Annotated in this window: 10 protein-coding genes; 2 read left to right on the top strand and 8 right to left on the bottom strand. The window is 73.1% G+C overall.

The genetic code is table 11. The features are described from left to right. The 5 genes from C3489_RS32465 to C3489_RS32445 all read right to left on the bottom strand — a co-directional run. Nucleotides 1-1,011: acyl-CoA dehydrogenase family protein (locus C3489_RS32465; protein WP_103785702.1), on the bottom strand; the 1,011-nt coding region annotated here is incomplete at its 3' end. Nucleotides 1,012-1,092: 81 nt separating this feature from the next. Further along, nucleotides 1,093-2,946: a biotin carboxylase N-terminal domain-containing protein gene (locus C3489_RS32460; protein WP_103785701.1), complete on the bottom strand. Its 1,854-nt coding sequence runs from the start codon at nt 2,944-2,946 to the stop codon at nt 1,093-1,095. Between the two features lie 5 nt (nt 2,947-2,951). After that, the gene (locus C3489_RS32455; protein ID WP_103785700.1) at nt 2,952-4,550 is read right to left on the bottom strand and encodes an acyl-CoA carboxylase subunit beta; all 1,599 of its coding nucleotides are present in this window, start codon (nt 4,548-4,550) and stop codon (nt 2,952-2,954) included. Nucleotides 4,551-4,623: 73 nt separating this feature from the next. After that, nucleotides 4,624-6,309, bottom strand: coding sequence for an acyclic terpene utilization AtuA family protein (locus tag C3489_RS32450; RefSeq protein WP_103785699.1), 1,686 nt, complete (start codon nt 6,307-6,309; stop codon nt 4,624-4,626). Then, nucleotides 6,306-7,100, bottom strand: a complete 795-nt coding sequence (locus C3489_RS32445) for a TIGR03084 family metal-binding protein (RefSeq protein ID WP_103785698.1) — start codon at nt 7,098-7,100, stop codon at nt 6,306-6,308. The genes C3489_RS32450 and C3489_RS32445 overlap by 4 nt, the downstream gene beginning before the upstream one ends. A 143-nt stretch (nt 7,101-7,243) precedes the next feature. Here C3489_RS32445 and C3489_RS32440 point away from each other — a divergent pair, with 143 nt between their 5' ends. Continuing rightward, nucleotides 7,244-8,002 carry a class I SAM-dependent methyltransferase gene (locus C3489_RS32440; RefSeq protein ID WP_103785697.1) on the top strand — a complete coding sequence of 253 codons (759 nt, stop codon included), beginning with the start codon at nt 7,244-7,246 and terminating at the stop codon, nt 8,000-8,002. A 112-nt stretch (nt 8,003-8,114) separates the two neighbouring features. On the opposite strand, the gene C3489_RS32435 is transcribed toward C3489_RS32440, so the two are convergent. Both C3489_RS32435 and C3489_RS32430 read right to left on the bottom strand, forming a co-directional pair. After that, nucleotides 8,115-9,080 (bottom strand): DMT family transporter, encoded by a 966-nt coding sequence (locus tag C3489_RS32435; RefSeq protein ID WP_103785696.1) that lies wholly within the window; start codon nt 9,078-9,080, stop codon nt 8,115-8,117. Between the two features lie 130 nt (nt 9,081-9,210). Beyond that, the gene (locus C3489_RS32430) at nt 9,211-12,108 is read right to left on the bottom strand and encodes an FAD-binding and (Fe-S)-binding domain-containing protein (RefSeq protein ID WP_103785695.1); all 2,898 of its coding nucleotides are present in this window, start codon (nt 12,106-12,108) and stop codon (nt 9,211-9,213) included. A 176-nt stretch (nt 12,109-12,284) separates the two neighbouring features. Between C3489_RS32430 and serC the strand changes: the two genes are divergently transcribed. After that, nucleotides 12,285-13,403, top strand: a complete 1,119-nt coding sequence (serC, locus tag C3489_RS32425; protein ID WP_103785694.1) for a phosphoserine transaminase — start codon at nt 12,285-12,287, stop codon at nt 13,401-13,403. Nucleotides 13,404-13,460: 57 nt separating this feature from the next. On the opposite strand, the gene C3489_RS32420 is transcribed toward serC, so the two are convergent. Then, nucleotides 13,461-14,981 carry a cellulase family glycosylhydrolase gene (locus C3489_RS32420; protein ID WP_103785693.1) on the bottom strand — a complete coding sequence of 507 codons (1,521 nt, stop codon included), beginning with the start codon at nt 14,979-14,981 and terminating at the stop codon, nt 13,461-13,463. Between the last annotated feature and the right edge of the window lie 24 nt (nt 14,982-15,005).

Here is a 15,005-nt window from a genome sequence, read left to right as displayed (position 1 = left end):
GAATTCCCGGGTGAGGCCGTTGCCGCCGAGGGTGTGCACGGCCTGGTCGACGGCCTTCACGCAGGCCTCCCCGGCCGCGTACTTGGCCATGTTGGCGGCCTCGCCGGCACCGAGGTCGTCCCCCGCGTCGTACAGGTGCGCCGCCTTCTGCATCATCAGCCGGGCCAGCTCCAGGTCGATGTGGGCCTGGGCGAGGGGGTGGGCGATGGCCTGGTGGGCGCCGATCGGGCTCTTCCAGACGGTGCGGTCGCGGGCGTACTCGACGGCCTTGCCGAGCGCGTGGCGGCCCATGCCGATCGCGAACGCGGCCGTCATGATCCGCTCGGGGTTGAGGCCGGCGAAGAGCTGCAGCAGCCCCGCGTCCTCGTCGCCGACCAGCGCGTCGGCGGGCAGCCGCACATCGTCCAGGACGAGCTCGAACTGCTTCTCGGCGCTGTCCAGTTCCATGTCGATCTTGCGGCGGGTGAAGCCGGGGGCGTCACGCGGGACGATGAACAGGCAGGGCTTGAGGCGTCCGGTGCGGGAGTCCTCCGTGCGGCCGACGATCAGGGTGGCGTCGGCGATGTCGACGCCGGAGACGAAGACCTTGCGGCCGGTGAGCAGCCAGTCGGCGCCGTCCCGGCGGGCGGTGGTGGTGATGCGGTGGCTGTTGGAGCCGGCGTCGGGTTCGGTGATGCCGAAGGCCATCAGGCGGGTGCCGTCGGCGAGGGCGGGCAGCCACTCCTGTTTCTGGGCCTCGGTGCCGAAGCGGGCGATCACGGTGCCGCAGATCGCCGGGGAGACGATCATCATGAGCAGGGGGTTTCCGGCGGCGCCGAGCTCTTCCAGGACGAGGGAGAGTTCGGTGATGCCGCCGCCGCCTCCTCCGTAGGCTTCGGGGAGGTTGACGCCGATGTAGCCGAGCTTGGCGGCGGCCTGCCAGAGGTTGGTGTTGTCGTGGTTGGCCTTGGCGAAGGCTGCGACTGCCTCGCGGAGGGCTTTGTGCTCTTCGGATTCGGTGAGGGTGGTCATTGTCTTCTCCCGGGTGCGGCCTGTTTGTGGTTGCTTGCGCTCACGCGGCGGTAGCCGCATATCGACAACAGCCCCGCGCCCCTAAGGCCGGCTGCTCTCGACCACGGCCAGGAGGGCGCCGACCTCCACTTGCTGGCCTTCGGTCACCGGCAGGGCCGTCAGGGTCCCCGTGGCCGGGGCGGAAATGCGGTGTTGCATCTTCATCGCTTCGAGCCAGACCAGCGGTTCGCCCGCCCGGACACTCGATCCGGTGATGAGACCGTCGGCGATCTTGACGACCGTGCCCGGCATCGGTGCGAGCAGGGAGCCCGGGGCGTGCTGGGCGGCCGGATCGGGGAAGCGGGGCAGGGCGGTGAGGTGGGTGCCGTTCACCCAGACCTGGTCGCCGTGGCGGGCGACGTCGAACGTGCGTTGCACGCCGTCCACTTCGAGCACCACCTGTGCGGGGTGCGCCCGTACCACCCGCACCCCGTCCGCCTCGGCGGCCAGGCCCTCGCGGGTGTGCCGGTAGCGGACCTCGTGCTCCTCGCCCGCCAGCGCGTACCGCTTGACCTGGGGCTGGGAGGGCAGGTTGCGCCAGCCGCCGAAGCGGGAGCGGCCGCAGGCGTCGGCGAGGGCGGCGGCCAGCGGGGCGAGCGGGTCGTGGGCGGGCTCGGTGAGCGCGGCGAGGTGGCGGTCGTAGAAGCCGGTGTCCATGCGGCCGGACGTGAACTCCTCGTGCCGCAGGGAGCGCACGAGCAGGTCGCGGTTGGTGACCGGGCCGTGCAGCGCGGCCTGTTCCAGGGCGCCGGCGAGGGCACGCACCGCCTCCGCGCGCGTGGGGGCGTGGGCGACGACCTTGGCGAGCATCGGGTCGTAGTGGACGCCGATCTCGTCGCCGTCGGTGTAGCCGGTGTCCAGGCGGACGCCGTCGGGCACGGACAGGTGGTGCAGGGTGCCGGTCTGCGGGGCCCAGTCGCGGGCGGGGTCCTCGGCGTAGAGGCGGGCCTCGACCGCGTGGCCACGCGCGTGTGGCGGGTCCAGGGCGAGGGCGTGGCCCTCCGCCACCCGGATCTGCTCGGCGACCAGGTCGAGACCGAACACGGCCTCGGTCACCGGGTGTTCGACCTGGAGGCGGGTGTTCATCTCCAGGAAGTGGGAGCGGCCGTCGGCGACCAGGAACTCGACGGTGCCGGCGCCGACGTAGGAGACGGCGCGCGCGGCGCGTACGGCCAGCGCGTACAGCTCCTTTGTGAGCCCCTCGGCGAGGCCCGGCGCCGGGGCCTCCTCGATCACCTTCTGGTGGCGGCGCTGCAGGGAGCAGTCGCGGGTGCCGAGCGCCCACACCGTGCCATGGGCGTCGGCGAGGATCTGCACCTCGACGTGGCGGCCGTTCTCCAGGTAGGGCTCGACGAAGACCTCGCCGTCCCCGAAGGCGCTCGTGGCTTCGGCGCGCGCGCCCTCCAGGGCGCTGTCGAGCTCCTCCAGGCGGCGCACGATCCTCATCCCGCGCCCTCCGCCGCCCGCTGCCGCCTTCACCAGCACCGGCAGATCGGACTCGGTGACCTCGGTGAGGGGTGCCAGGCCCATCAGCTGCTTGGCGTGTGTCTTGGACGCCATCGCCTCGATGGCCTCCGGCGGCGGCCCGATCCAGGTCAGGCCCGCGTCGAGGACGGCGCGCGCGAACTCGGCGTTCTCGGACAGGAAGCCGTAGCCGGGGTGCACCGCGTCCGCGCCGGCCGCGAGGGCGGCCTTCACGATCAGCTCGCCGCGCAGATACGTCTCGGCGGGCGCCGCACCCGGCAGTCGTACGGCCGTGTCGGCCACGCGCGCGTGCAGGGCGCCCGCGTCGGCGTCCGAGTGCACGGCGACGGTGCGGATGCCCAGCCGGCGGCAGGTGCGGAAGATCCGGCAGGCGATCTCGCCCCGGTTGGCGACCAGCAGAGTCTGGATCATGTTCCTCACATCCGGAAGACGCCGAAGCCGCCGCGCGCGCCCGAGAACGGCGCGGTGTGCACGGCGGACAGGCACAGGCCGAGGACGGTTCGGGTGTCGCGCGGGTCGATGACGCCGTCGTCGTAGAGCCGCCCGGACAGGAACATCGGTAGCGACTCGGACTCGATCTGCTGCTCCACCAGGGCGCGCAGTCCGGCGTCGGCGTCCTCGTCGTACGGCTGCCCCTTGGCGGCGGCGGACTGGCGGGCGACGATCGACAGCACCCCGGCGAGCTGCTGCGGGCCCATGACGGCGGACTTGGCGCTGGGCCAGGCGAACAGGAAGCGCGGGTCGTAGGCCCGCCCGCACATGCCGTAGTGCCCGGCGCCGTAGGAGGCGCCCATCAGCACGGACAGGTGCGGCACCTTCGAGTTGGACACCGCGTTGATCATCATCGCGCCGTGCTTGATGATCCCGCCCTGCTCGTACTCCTTGCCGACCATGTAGCCGGTGGTGTTGTGCAGGAACAGCAGCGGAATGTCGCGCTGGTTGGCGAGCTGGATGAACTGGGCCGCCTTCTGCGACTCGGCGCTGAACAGGACGCCCTGGGCGTTGGCCAGGATGCCGACGGGATAGCCGTGCAGGGCGGCCCAGCCGGTGACCAGGCTGGTGCCGTACAGCGGCTTGAACTCGTCGAAGTCGGAGCCGTCGACGATCCGGGCGATCACCTCGCGGGGGTCGAAGGGCGTCTTGAGGTCGCCCGGGACGATCCCCAGCAGTTCCTCGGCGTCGTACTTCGGCGGCTCGGCCGGGCCCGGGTCCGGGTACGCCTTGCGGTGGCCCAGCCGCGCGACCACGCGCCGTGCCTGGCGCAGCGCGTCCGGTTCGTCGACGGCGAAGTAGTCGGCGAGGCCCGACACGCGCGCGTGCATCTCCGCGCCGCCGAGGGACTCGTCGTCGCTCTCCTCGCCGGTCGCCATCTTCACCAGCGGCGGGCCGCCGAGGAACACCTTCGCCCGCTCCTTGACCATGATCACGTGGTCGGACATGCCGGGGACGTAGGCGCCGCCGGCCGTGGAGTTGCCGAAGACGACGGCGATGGTGGGGATGCCGGCCGCCGACAGCCGGGTCAGGTCGCGGAAGATCGCGCCGCCCGGGATGAAGATCTCCTTCTGCGAGGGCAGGTCGGCGCCGCCGGACTCCACCAGGCTGATGCAGGGCAGCCGGTTGGCCAGCGCGATGTCGTTGGCGCGCAGGGCCTTCTTCAGCGACCAGGGGTTGGAGGCGCCGCCGCGCACGGTCGGGTCGTTGGCGGTGATCAGGCACTCCACGCCCTCGACCACGCCGATCCCGGTGACCAGGGAGGCGCCGACGGTGTAGTCGCTGCCCCAGGCGGCCAGCGGGGACAGCTCCAGGAACGGTGTGTCGGGGTCGAGCAGCAGCTCGATGCGCTCGCGGGCGAGGAGCTTGCCCCGCCCCCGGTGCCGTTCGATGTACTTCTCGCCGCCGCCCGCGAGCGCCTTGGCGTGCTCGGCGTCCAGGTCGGCGAGCTTGGCGAGCATGGCCTCGCGGTTGGCCCGGTGGTCGGGGGCGTTCGGGTCGAGCGCGGTCCCCAGAACCGTCACAGCAGCACCTCCCGGAGGTCGGTGGACAGGTCGGCGGTCGGGTCGAGGGACGGCTCGACGGACAGGTCGGCGGTCACAGCAGAACCTCCGGGATGTCGAGGTGGCGGGAGCGCAGCCATTCGCCGAGGGCCTTGGCCTGCGGGTCGAAGCGGTGCTGGGAGGCGACGCCGGCGCCGAGGAGGCCCTCGACGACGAAGTTCAGGGCGCGCAGGTTCGGCAGGACGTGCCGGGTGACGGGCAGGTCCCGGCTCTCGGGGATCAGCTGCCGGAACCGGTCGGCGGTCAGCTCGTGCGCCAGCCACCGCCAGGCCTCCTCCGACCGCGCCCACACCCCGACGTTCGCGTCCCCGCCCTTGTCCCCGCTGCGGGCCCCGGCGACCAGTCCCAGCGGCGCCCGCCGCACCGGCCCCGGCGCCAACGGATCAGGAAGGTCTGGTTCCGGCACCGGTTTCAGCGCGGCCGTCTCGCCGGGCACCGGCACCGGCAGGCGCCGCCCGTCCTCCAGGACCGCGACCTGCTCCACGGCGTCCTGCGGGACGTACGCGGCCTCGAACACCCCATAGGGAGAGCCCTTTCCGGGTGGTGCGAGCACATGGAAGCCGGGGTAGCTCGCCAGCGCCAGCTCCACCGCCGCCCCGCTCAACGCCCGCCCCACGACCCGCTGGTCCGGATCCCGCACCACCAGCCGCAGCAGCGCGCTCGCCGTCTCCTCGGTGTCCGCGTCGGCCCGGTCGGTGCGCACCAGCTCCCAGCGGACCTCGGCCGGCGGCGACTTGGCCAGCGCCTCGGAGAGCTGCTCTCGCACCAGGGCCGCCTTGGCCTCGATGTCCAGGCCGGTCAGCACGAAGACGACCTCGTTGCGGAAGCCGCCGAGCCGGTTGACGCCGACCTTGAGCGTGGGCGGCGGCGCCTCCCCGCGCACGCCCTCGATGCGCACCCGGTCGGGCCCGTCCTGGCTCAGCCTCACGGTGTCCAGCCGCGCGGTGACGTCCGGCCCGGCGTACCGGGCGCCCGCCGTCTCGTACAGCAGCTGCGCGGTGACCGTGCCGACATCGACGAAACCGCCGGTGCCGGGGTGCTTGGTGATGACGCTGCTGCCGTCGGCGTGGATCTCGGCGAGCGGGAAGCCGGGGCGGCCCACGGCACGGCCGCCGTCGCGGAAGAAGGCGTAGTTGCCGCCGGTGGCCTGCGCCCCGCACTCCAGGACGTGCCCGGCGACGACCGCGCCCGCGAGCCGGTCGTACTCCTGCGTTCCCCAGCCGAAGTGGGCCGCCGCCGGGCCGGTGACCAGGGCCGCGTCCGTCACCCGCCCGGTGACCACGACGTCGGCGCCCGCGCGCAGGCAGGCGGCGATGCCGTGGCCGCCGAGGTAGGCGTGCGCGGCGAGGCTGCCGGGGTGGTGCGCGGTGCGGTCGTCGCCCTCGACGTGCGCCACACGCACCGGCACGCCCAGCCGGCCCGCGAGTTCGCGGACGGCGTCGGCGAGCCCGGCCGGGTTCAGTCCGCCGGCGTTGGCCACCAGGCGAACGCCCCGCTCAAGGGCCAGGCCCAGGCACTCCTCCAGCTGGCGCAGGAAGGTGCGTGCGTATCCGGCGGCGGGGTCCTTCAGCCGGTCGCGGCCCAGGATCAGCATGGTCAGCTCGGCGAGGTAGTCGCCGGTGAGGACGTCGAGGTCGCCGCCGGTGAGCATCTCGCGCATCGCGTCGAAGCGGTCGCCGTAGAAGCCGGAGGCGTTGCCGACGCGCAGCACCGCGCTCATCGCGTGCCCCCCTGCGGCGGGCGGCCGGCGCCGGGTGGGCCGGCGAAGGCCTGGGCGATGTCGAGCCAGGCGTCGGCGTCCGGGCCTTCGGCGCGCAGGGCCAGGTCGGCGCGGTGGGCGCGCTGGGTGACCAGCAGGCAGAAGTCGAGGGCGGGGCCGGTGACGCGCTGCGGGGCGTCCTCGGGACCGTAGGTCCACAGATCGCCGGACGGGGCGCGCAGTTCGACGCGGAACTCCCCGGCCGGCACGGGCAGCCCGCGCACACCGAAGGCGAAGTCCCGGGTACGCACGCCGAGCCGTGCCACATGCCGCAACCGGTCCGTGGGCGGCCGCCGCACGCCGAGCGCGTCGGCCACGTCCTGGCCGTGCGCCCAGGTCTCCATCAGACGGGCGGAGGCCATGGAGGCGGCGGCCATGGGCGGGCCGTACCAGGGGAAACGGGCGCCGGGCGGGGCCGCGCGCAGCGCCTTGTCGAGTGCGGTACGGCCCTCACGCCAGCGCTGCAGGAGGGTGTCCGGCGCGAGCGCGGCCCCCTCCTCGGCCCCCTCGTCCACGAAGGTGTCCGGTGCGGCGAGGGCCTTGGCCACCAGTGCGCGGAAGGCGTCCTCGTCCGTGACGGCGAGCAGGGCCGAGCGGTCGGTCCAGGCGAGGTGGGCGATCTGGTGGGCGACGGTCCAGCCGGGTGCCGGGGTGGCGAGGGCCCACTGCTCGGGGCTCAAGGCGGCCACCAGGCGGTCGAGTTCGTCGCTCTCGTCGCGAAGGTCGTCGATCACGGGCGTCGGATCTGACATGCGGCGAGCATGGCAGCGAGCCAGGAAACAATCAAGCATGCTTGCATGATTTTTTGAGACCCTCGGACGCATGGCCGGAAGTCGCCATCCGCGAGGAAAAATCGCGCGCGCTCCCCCGCCCGCCGCCCCTACCGTCGACCCCGATGAACAACTCAGACGGAACCGACGAAGACGGCTACTTCGGAGAAAGCGTCGCGGCGACCTACGACGAGTCGAGCGCGGAGATGTTCGACCCGGCGCGTGTGGAACCCGCTGTCGACGTGCTGGCGGAACTGGCCGCCGGCGGCCGGGCACTGGAGCTGGGCATCGGCACCGGACGCATCGCCCTTCCGCTGGCCCGGCGCGGCGTCGAGGTGCACGGCATCGACCTGTCCCGGGCGATGGTGGACCGGCTGCGGGCCAAGCCGGGCGGGGACGCCATCGGGGTGACGATCGGCGACTTCGCCACCACCAGGGTGGACGGCACCTTCTCCCTCGCCTACCTGGTCTTCAACACGATCAACAACCTCACCTCGCAGGACGCCCAGGTGGACTGCTTCCGCAACGCGGCCGCCCATCTGGCGCCCGGCGGCTGTTTCGTCGTCGAGGTCGGCGTGCCCGAGCTGCGCCGGCTGCCGCCCGGGCAGACCGCGGTGCCGTTCCGCGTGGACGGCTCACGGCTGGGCTTCGACCTGTACGACGTGGCGACGCAGTCGATGAGCTCCCACCATGTGACGGTGCGGGAGGACGGCACCAGTTCGTACCTCTCGATCCCGTTCCGGTACGTGTGGCCCGCGGAACTGGACCTGATGGCCCGCCTCGCCGGGATGCGGCTGCGCGCCCGCTGGGACGGCTGGGACCGCTCGCCGTTCACCAGCGAGAGCCGGCAGCACGTGTCGGTCTGGGAGAAGCCGGCCGGCTGAAGCGCCGACCTGGCTGCGGGCCGGCTGAGGCGCCGACCCGGCTGGGACAGTGGCGGCCGGCTGACGAGCCGACCTGACTGGAAAGGGCGGCCGGCTCAAGCGCCGGCCGGTCCTAGGCGTCCAGCGTGCGCTTCCCGCGTCCCACCTGGGTGCGCACCGCGCCCATACTCGCCGCGATGACGAGGGCGATGGCGACCGCCTCGACGGGCGACAGCGCCTGGCCGAGGACCAGGAAGCCGGCCGTCGCGGCGATGGCGGGCTCCAGGCTCATCATGATCGCGAAGGTGGGGGCGGGCAGGCGGCGCAGGGCGAGCAGTTCGAGGGTGTAGGGCAGCACCGAGGACAGCAGCGCGACCGCCGCGCCCAGCCCGAAGGTCACCGGGTCGGCGAGCCGGGCACCGGCCTCGGCCATGCCCAGCGGCAGGAACAGCACCGCGCCGACGGCCATCGCCAGCGCCAGCCCGTCGGCCTGCGGGAAGCGCCGCCCGGTGCGCGCGCTGAAGACGATGTACGTCGCCCACATCGCGCCCGCCCCGAGCGCGAACGCGACGCCCGCCGGGTCGAGGTCGCCGAAGCCGCCGCCACTGAGCAGGAAGACGCCGGCCAGCGCCAGCCCGGCCCAGACGAGGTTGAGGGCCCGGCGGGAGGTGATCACCGACAGGGCCAGCGGGCCCAGCACCTCCAGGGTGACGGCGGGGCCCAGCGGGATACGGGCGACGGCCTCGTAGAACAGGCCGTTCATGCCGGCCATGGCGACACCGAAGGCGACCACCGTGCCCCAGTCGGCGCGGGAGTGGCCGCGCAGCCGGGGCCGGCAGACCAGGAGCAGCACCAGGGCCGCGACCAGCAGCCGCAGCGACACCACGCCGAGGGCGCCCGCGCGCGGCATCAGCGTCACCGCGAGGGCGCCGCCGAACTGCACGGAGATACCGCCGGCGAGCACCAGGCCGACGGGCCCGAGCGAGCCGAGCCGGCGTGCGCGCTGGGCTGCCGTCGCCGGGGTACCGGTAGCGGGGGCGGCGAGGGCGGCCTCGGGCGTGGGCGCCGAGGTCGAGGATGCGGTGTCGGGGCGGGTCACGGGCGGTCCAGGTGCTTGCGCGGCAGGTGTTCGGGTGGTCGGGCACCGTGCTCGGGCTGCTGGGTGTGTGTCACGGCGCTCGACCAGTGTTCATCACGGTGTACTGGAAAGTCCAGAGTAATAAACTTGGTCAGGGGCGTGCACCCCTTATGCCACTGTCCCGGAGGGAATCGTTCCTGTCCAACCCCGCCGCGAGCACCTCGGCGAGATGCCGCGCCCGCACCCCGCCCAGCTGCTCCAGCTGGGTCCGGCAGGAGAACCCGTCCGCGAGGACCACCGCACCCTCCGGAGCCTCCCGCACCGCCGGCAGCAGCTGCTCCTCGGCGCACGCCACCGACACCTCGTAGTGGCCGCGCTCGAAGCCGAAGTTCCCGGCGAGCCCGCAGCAGCCGCCGCTCAGCTCCCCCGTCAGTCCCGCCGCCGCACGCAGCCGGCGGTCCGCCGCGTCCCCCAGGACCGCGTGCTGGTGGCAGTGGGTCTGGCCGGTCACGGGGCGGTCCAGCACCGGCGGCGTCCAGTCGGGGGCGTACCGCTCAAGCACCTCCGCGAAGGTCACCACCCGCTCGGCCAGCCGCGCGGCCCGTGGATCGTCGTGCAGCAGCTCGGGCAGATCACCGCGCAGGGCGGCGGCGCAGCTCGGCTCCAGCACTACGACCGGCACGTCCGTCTCCAGCACCGGCGTCATCAGCTCCAGAGTGCGCCGCAGCACCGCGCGCGCCCGGTCCAGCTGGCCGGTGGAGACGTACGTCAGCCCGCAGCACACCCGGCCCCGGCGGGCCGTCAGCAGGGCCGCCGCCGATCGCGACCGGCCGTCCCCGACGGGCCGCCCCCGCATCAGCAGCGTCGGCGGCAACGCCACCCGCAGCCCGGCCGCCTCCAGCACCTCGACCGCCGCCCGGCCGACGGAGGGCGACAGATGCTCGGTGAAGGTGTCCGGCCACAGGACGACGAGGTCACCGTCCCCGGTGCGCTGCGGCCGGGCCCGCCACCACCGGCTGAACGTCAGCGGCGCCACCCTCGGTATCCCCCGCTCGGCCGCGATCCCGCCCAGCCGCTTGCCCAGCCGGGCCAGCGGACCCACCGCCGCCACCCCGTTGACCAGGTGCGCCGCACGCAGGGACGCCACCCACCGCAGCCACTGCGGCAGCCGCCCCATCGAGAGGTGCGCCGCGGGCCGGCGCCGGCCGGCGTAGTGGTGGTGCAGGAACTCCGCCTTGTACGTGGCCATGTCGACGCCCACCGGGCAGTCGGAGCGGCAGCCCTTGCAGGACAGGCACAGGTCCAGGGCCTCACGCACCTCCTCGGAGCGCCAGCCGTCGGTGACCACCTGGCCGGCGAGCATCTCGTGCAGCAGCCGGGCCCGCCCCCGCGTGGAGTGCTCCTCCTCCCCCGTCACCCGGAACGACGGGCACATCACGGCCGGCCCGGACACCGTCGTCGTACGGCACTTGGCGACCCCGACGCAGCGGCGGATCGCCGCCGAGAAGTCGCCGCCGTCGGCCGGGTAGCCGAAGGCCACGTCCACGGGCTCGCGGGGCAGCACCGAGAAGCGCAGGCCGGCGTCCAGGGGGGCGGGGCGGACCAGCATGCCGGGGTTGAGCAGGTCGTCGGGGTCCCACACCGCCTTCGCCCGCTCGAACACCGCCACCATGTCCGCGCCGTACATCACCGGCAGCAGCTCCGCGCGCGCCTGCCCGTCGCCGTGCTCCCCGGACAGCGAGCCGCCGTGCGCGACCACCAGGTGCGCCAGCTCCTCGGAGAAGCGGCGGAAACGGCCGATGCCCGCCTCGGTGAGCAGGTCGAAGTCGATGCGGACGTGGATGCAGCCGTCCCCGAAGTGCCCGTACGGCGTGCCGCGCAACCCGTGGGCGGACAGCAGCGCGCGGAAGTCCCGCAGATAGGCGCCCAGCCGCGCGGGCGGCACCGCGCAGTCCTCCCAGCCGGGCCATGCCTCCGAGCCGTCCGGCATCCGGGTCGCCGTGCCGCTCGCGTCCTCCCGGACACGCCACAGCGCCCGCTGCCCGGCCGGATCGGTCACCACCAGGGAGTCGAGCACGTCGGCGGCGCGCACGATCACCTGCGCACGCGCGTGGGCCTCGTCCGGCGACGCCCCGCCCGTCTCCACGAACAGCCACGCCGCGCCCCGCGGCAGACCCGCCGTGGACCGCACCAGGTCGGCCGCCATGCCCTCCACGGTCAGCGGCCCGTACGGGAGCAGCCCGGCGGCGGCCTCGGCGGCGGCGCTCTCGTCGGCGTACCCCAGCACGGCCAGCGCCCGCGCGGGCGGCGCCTCCACCAGCCGCACGACCGCCTCGGTGAGCACGCCCCAGGTGCCCTCGCTGCCGCAGTAGGCGCGCGCCACGTCGGCGCCCTGCTCCGGCAGCAGCGCGTCCAGCGCGTACCCGGAGATGCGGCGGGGCAGCTCGGGGAACCCGGTCCGCAGCCGTGCCAGCTCCCCGTCCACCAGCTCCCGCAGCCCCTCCGGGGCGCCCGCCCAGCCCTGCCCGAGCCGCAGCCGCCGTCCGCGCGCGGTGACGACGGCCAACTCGCGCACGCTGTCCGCCGTCGTCCCCCAGGCCACCGAGTGGGAGCCGCAGGAGTTGTTGCCGATCATCCCGCCGAGCGTGCACCGGCTGTGGGTGGAGGGGTCCGGGCCGAAGCGCAGCCCGTGCGGCGCGGCGGCCTCCTGGAGCCGGTCCAGCACGAGCCCCGGCTGCACGACGGCCGTCCGGGTGTCCGGGTCGAGCTCCAGCAGCCGGTTCATGTGCCGGGTGAAGTCCAGGACCACGCCCGTGCCCGTCGCCTGGCCCGCGATCGACGTGCCCCCGCCTCTGGCGACCACCGGCACGCCGTGCTGCCGGCACACCTCCAGCGCGGCGGCCACGTCGTCGGCGTCCCGCGGCGCGACCACGCCGAGCGGGACGCGCCGGTAGTTGGACGCGTCCATGGTGGTGAGCGCCCGTGAGGTGACGTCGAAGCCGACCTCGCCCCGGACGGCCCTGCGCAGTGCTGCCTCCAGATCGGTCATGCGTCCAGGATGCATCCGCTCACGGACAGTCACCGAGACTTTTCCACAGCCCCACCCATATCGTCGTATGAATTCACCGGTCCATGGATGAAATCACCAGTCCACCCCCCGGAGATCCTGTCTCATCCGACGGACACGTTTCCGTCCGGTTTCGCCCAGCCGATACCCTCCGACTCGTGGCCGACATCCAGATTCCCGCTGACATCAAGCCCGCCGACGGACGTTTCGGCGCGGGTCCCTCCAAGGTGCGTACCGAGGCGCTGGACGCCCTCGCCGCCACCGGTGCCTCCCTGCTGGGCACCTCCCACCGCCAGGCGCCGGTGAAGAACCTGGTCGGCAAGGTGCGCGAGGGCATCTCCGAGCTGTTCCAGCTGCCCGACGGCTATGAGGTCATCCTGGGCAACGGCGGCTCCACCGCGTTCTGGGACATCGCGACGCACGGTCTGATCGAGAACAAGTCGCAGCACCTCAGCTTCGGCGAGTTCAGCTCCAAGTTCGCCAAGGCGGCCAAGCTGGCCCCGTGGCTGGACGAGCCGACCGTCATCGCCGCCGACCCGGGCACGCACCCCGAGGCGCAGGCCGAGGCGGGCGTGGACGTGTACGCGTTCACGCACAACGAGACCTCGACCGGTGTCGCCATGCCGATCAAGCGCGTGGCCGGCGCCGACGAGGGCGCCCTCGTCCTGGTCGACGCCACCTCCGGCGCGGGTGGTCTGCCCGTCGACGTCAGCGAGACGGACGTCTACTACTTCGCCCCGCAGAAGTCCTTCGCCTCCGACGGCGGCCTGTGGATCGGCGTGTTCTCCCCCGCCGCGATCGAGCGCGCCGAGCGCGTGCACGCCTCCGGCCGGCACATCCCGGAGTTCTTCTCGCTGCCCACGGCGATCGACAACTCCCGCAAGAACCAGACGTACAACACCCCGGCGCTCGCCACGCTCTTCCTGCTGAACCAGCAGCTGGAGTGGATCAACGGCCAGGGCGGCCTGGACTGGGCGGTGCGCCGCACCGCGACCTCCGCGCGCACCCTGTACGGCTGGGCCGAGGACGTGAAGTTCGCGTCCCCCTTCGTCACCGACCCGGCCAAGCGCTCGCAGGTCATCGGCACCATCGACTTCACCGACGAGGTCGACGCGGCCGCCGTCGCCAAGGTGCTGCGCGCCAACGGCATCGTCGACACCGAGCCGTACCGCAAGCTCGGCCGCAACCAGCTGCGCATCGCGATGTTCCCGGCGATCGACCCGGCGGACGTCGAGGCGCTGACGAAGTGCGTCGACTACGTGATCGAGAAGCTCTGATCGCAGCCCTACGACGACGAGGGGCGCCCGGCACCGGCCGGGCGCCCCTCGCGCGTGTCACGCCGCCGTGCAGCTCACGCTCGGCGCTCCCCCGCCCCCGGGGGCGCCGCCGAAGCCGAAGCCGGCCGAACCGCCCACCGGCACCGACCCGTTGTGGGCGGCGTTGACGGCGGTCACCGTCTGGCCGCTCTGGGTCGCGGTGGCGTTCCAGATGTTCGTGATCTTCTGGGAACCGGGGAAGGTCCACGTCACCTTCCAGGACGACAGCGCGGTGGTGCCCGTGTTGGTCACCTTCACCTCGGCGTTGAAGCCGCTGCCCCAGTCGTTGGTGACGGTGTAGGTCGCGCTGCACGCGCGCGTGCCGCCGTTTCCGCCCCCACCGCCGTCGCCCCCGCCGCCGCCCGTGCCCGTGCTCGGGAAGAGCGGAGCCTTGATGTCCGCGAGGTAGCCGTCCTTGACCGTGTCGACGGATGTCCAGTCGCTGTTCAGGATGCCGCCGGTGTCACCGGAGTTGGGGTTCAGCGACCAGAAGGTCCAGTGGAAGGAGTCGGCGCCGTAGGTGTCCGTGGGCCGCAGGTAGGTCGCGAGGGCGGCCAGCCACTTCTGGTCGACCGCCGACTGCAGGGTGGTGCCGAACTCGCCGACCCACACCGGGGCGATGTTCTGCTTGAAGAGGTAACCCCAGTACTTGTCCCAGATCCCCGGCATGTTCGCGGGGAACGAGGGGTCGCTGAACCAGCTCTGCTGGGCGACGCTGGTGGCGTAGTCGTGGGCCGAGTACACGACCCGGTTCGCCACGTCGAGCTGGACCGGGTACTGGCCGGCGCCCATGAGGTTGCCGCCCCACCAGCCGGAGACGCCGTTGTAGGTCTGCACGCCCTCGACGAAGACGAGCAGGTCGGGGTTGACGGCCAGGACCGCGTTGCCGGCGCGCTGCGCGGCCAGCCGCCAGTCCTTCGCCGTGTCGCCGCAGCCCCAGCAGGCGGGGTCGTGCGGCTCGTTGTGCAGGTCGATCCCGATGACCGTGTCCTGCCCGTCGTAACGGGCGGCGAGCGCCTTGAGGTTGGTGATCCAGGTCGACTCCGGCACCGCCGCGGTGTACCAGAGCGCACTCTGGCCGGCGGAGTCGGGCCGGTGCCGGTCGAGGATCACCTTGAGCCCGTCCTGCCCGGCGTACGCGACGATCTTGTCGAGGACCTGGAGCGAGGTGAGGCCCTGGAGGTCGGCGTTCATGCCGCCGGAGACGTTGATGCTGTCCGGCACGGTGCCGGGCTTGAGGATGTCGTCGCTGTAGGGGATGCGCAGGGTGTTGTAGCCCAGCGACCTGATCTGGTCGATGACGCTCTTGTAGTCGCGGGACCAGAGGCCGTGCACGACGTGGTTGCTCGTTTCGAAGCCGAACCAGTTGATGCCGGCGATCCGGACCGGGTGCCCGGCCGCGTCCAGGATCTGACGGCCGCTCGTGTGCCAGTAACCGGCGCCGGGGGTGTCGGCGGCATGCGCGGTGTGCACGCCGGCCAGGGGGAGCACGAGCGCGGCTGCCGCCGCGCAGAGCGCTCTTCGTAAGGTGCGGAGCATGGGCTGCTTCCTCTCGGGCTGTTC

This window comes from Streptomyces sp. Ru71, assembly GCF_002920535.1.
Classification (GTDB): domain Bacteria; phylum Actinomycetota; class Actinomycetes; order Streptomycetales; family Streptomycetaceae; genus Streptomyces.
This window is presented reverse-complemented; position numbering and strand designations above follow the sequence as displayed.

Excerpts from the sequence above, each read along its gene's own strand:
- C3489_RS32430 (WP_103785695.1), bottom strand. The coding sequence starts at position 12,108 with ATGACCGATCTGGAGGCAGCACTGCGCAGGGCCGTCCGGGGCGAGGTC.
- C3489_RS32440 (WP_103785697.1), top strand. The coding sequence starts at position 7,244 with ATGAACAACTCAGACGGAACCGACGAAGACGGCTACTTCGGAGAAAGC.
- C3489_RS32420 (WP_103785693.1), bottom strand. The coding sequence starts at position 14,981 with ATGCTCCGCACCTTACGAAGAGCGCTCTGCGCGGCGGCAGCCGCGCTC.
- C3489_RS32450 (WP_103785699.1), bottom strand. The coding sequence starts at position 6,309 with ATGAGCGCGGTGCTGCGCGTCGGCAACGCCTCCGGCTTCTACGGCGAC.
- C3489_RS32460 (WP_103785701.1), bottom strand. The coding sequence starts at position 2,946 with ATGATCCAGACTCTGCTGGTCGCCAACCGGGGCGAGATCGCCTGCCGG.
- C3489_RS32445 (WP_103785698.1), bottom strand. The coding sequence starts at position 7,100 with ATGTCAGATCCGACGCCCGTGATCGACGACCTTCGCGACGAGAGCGAC.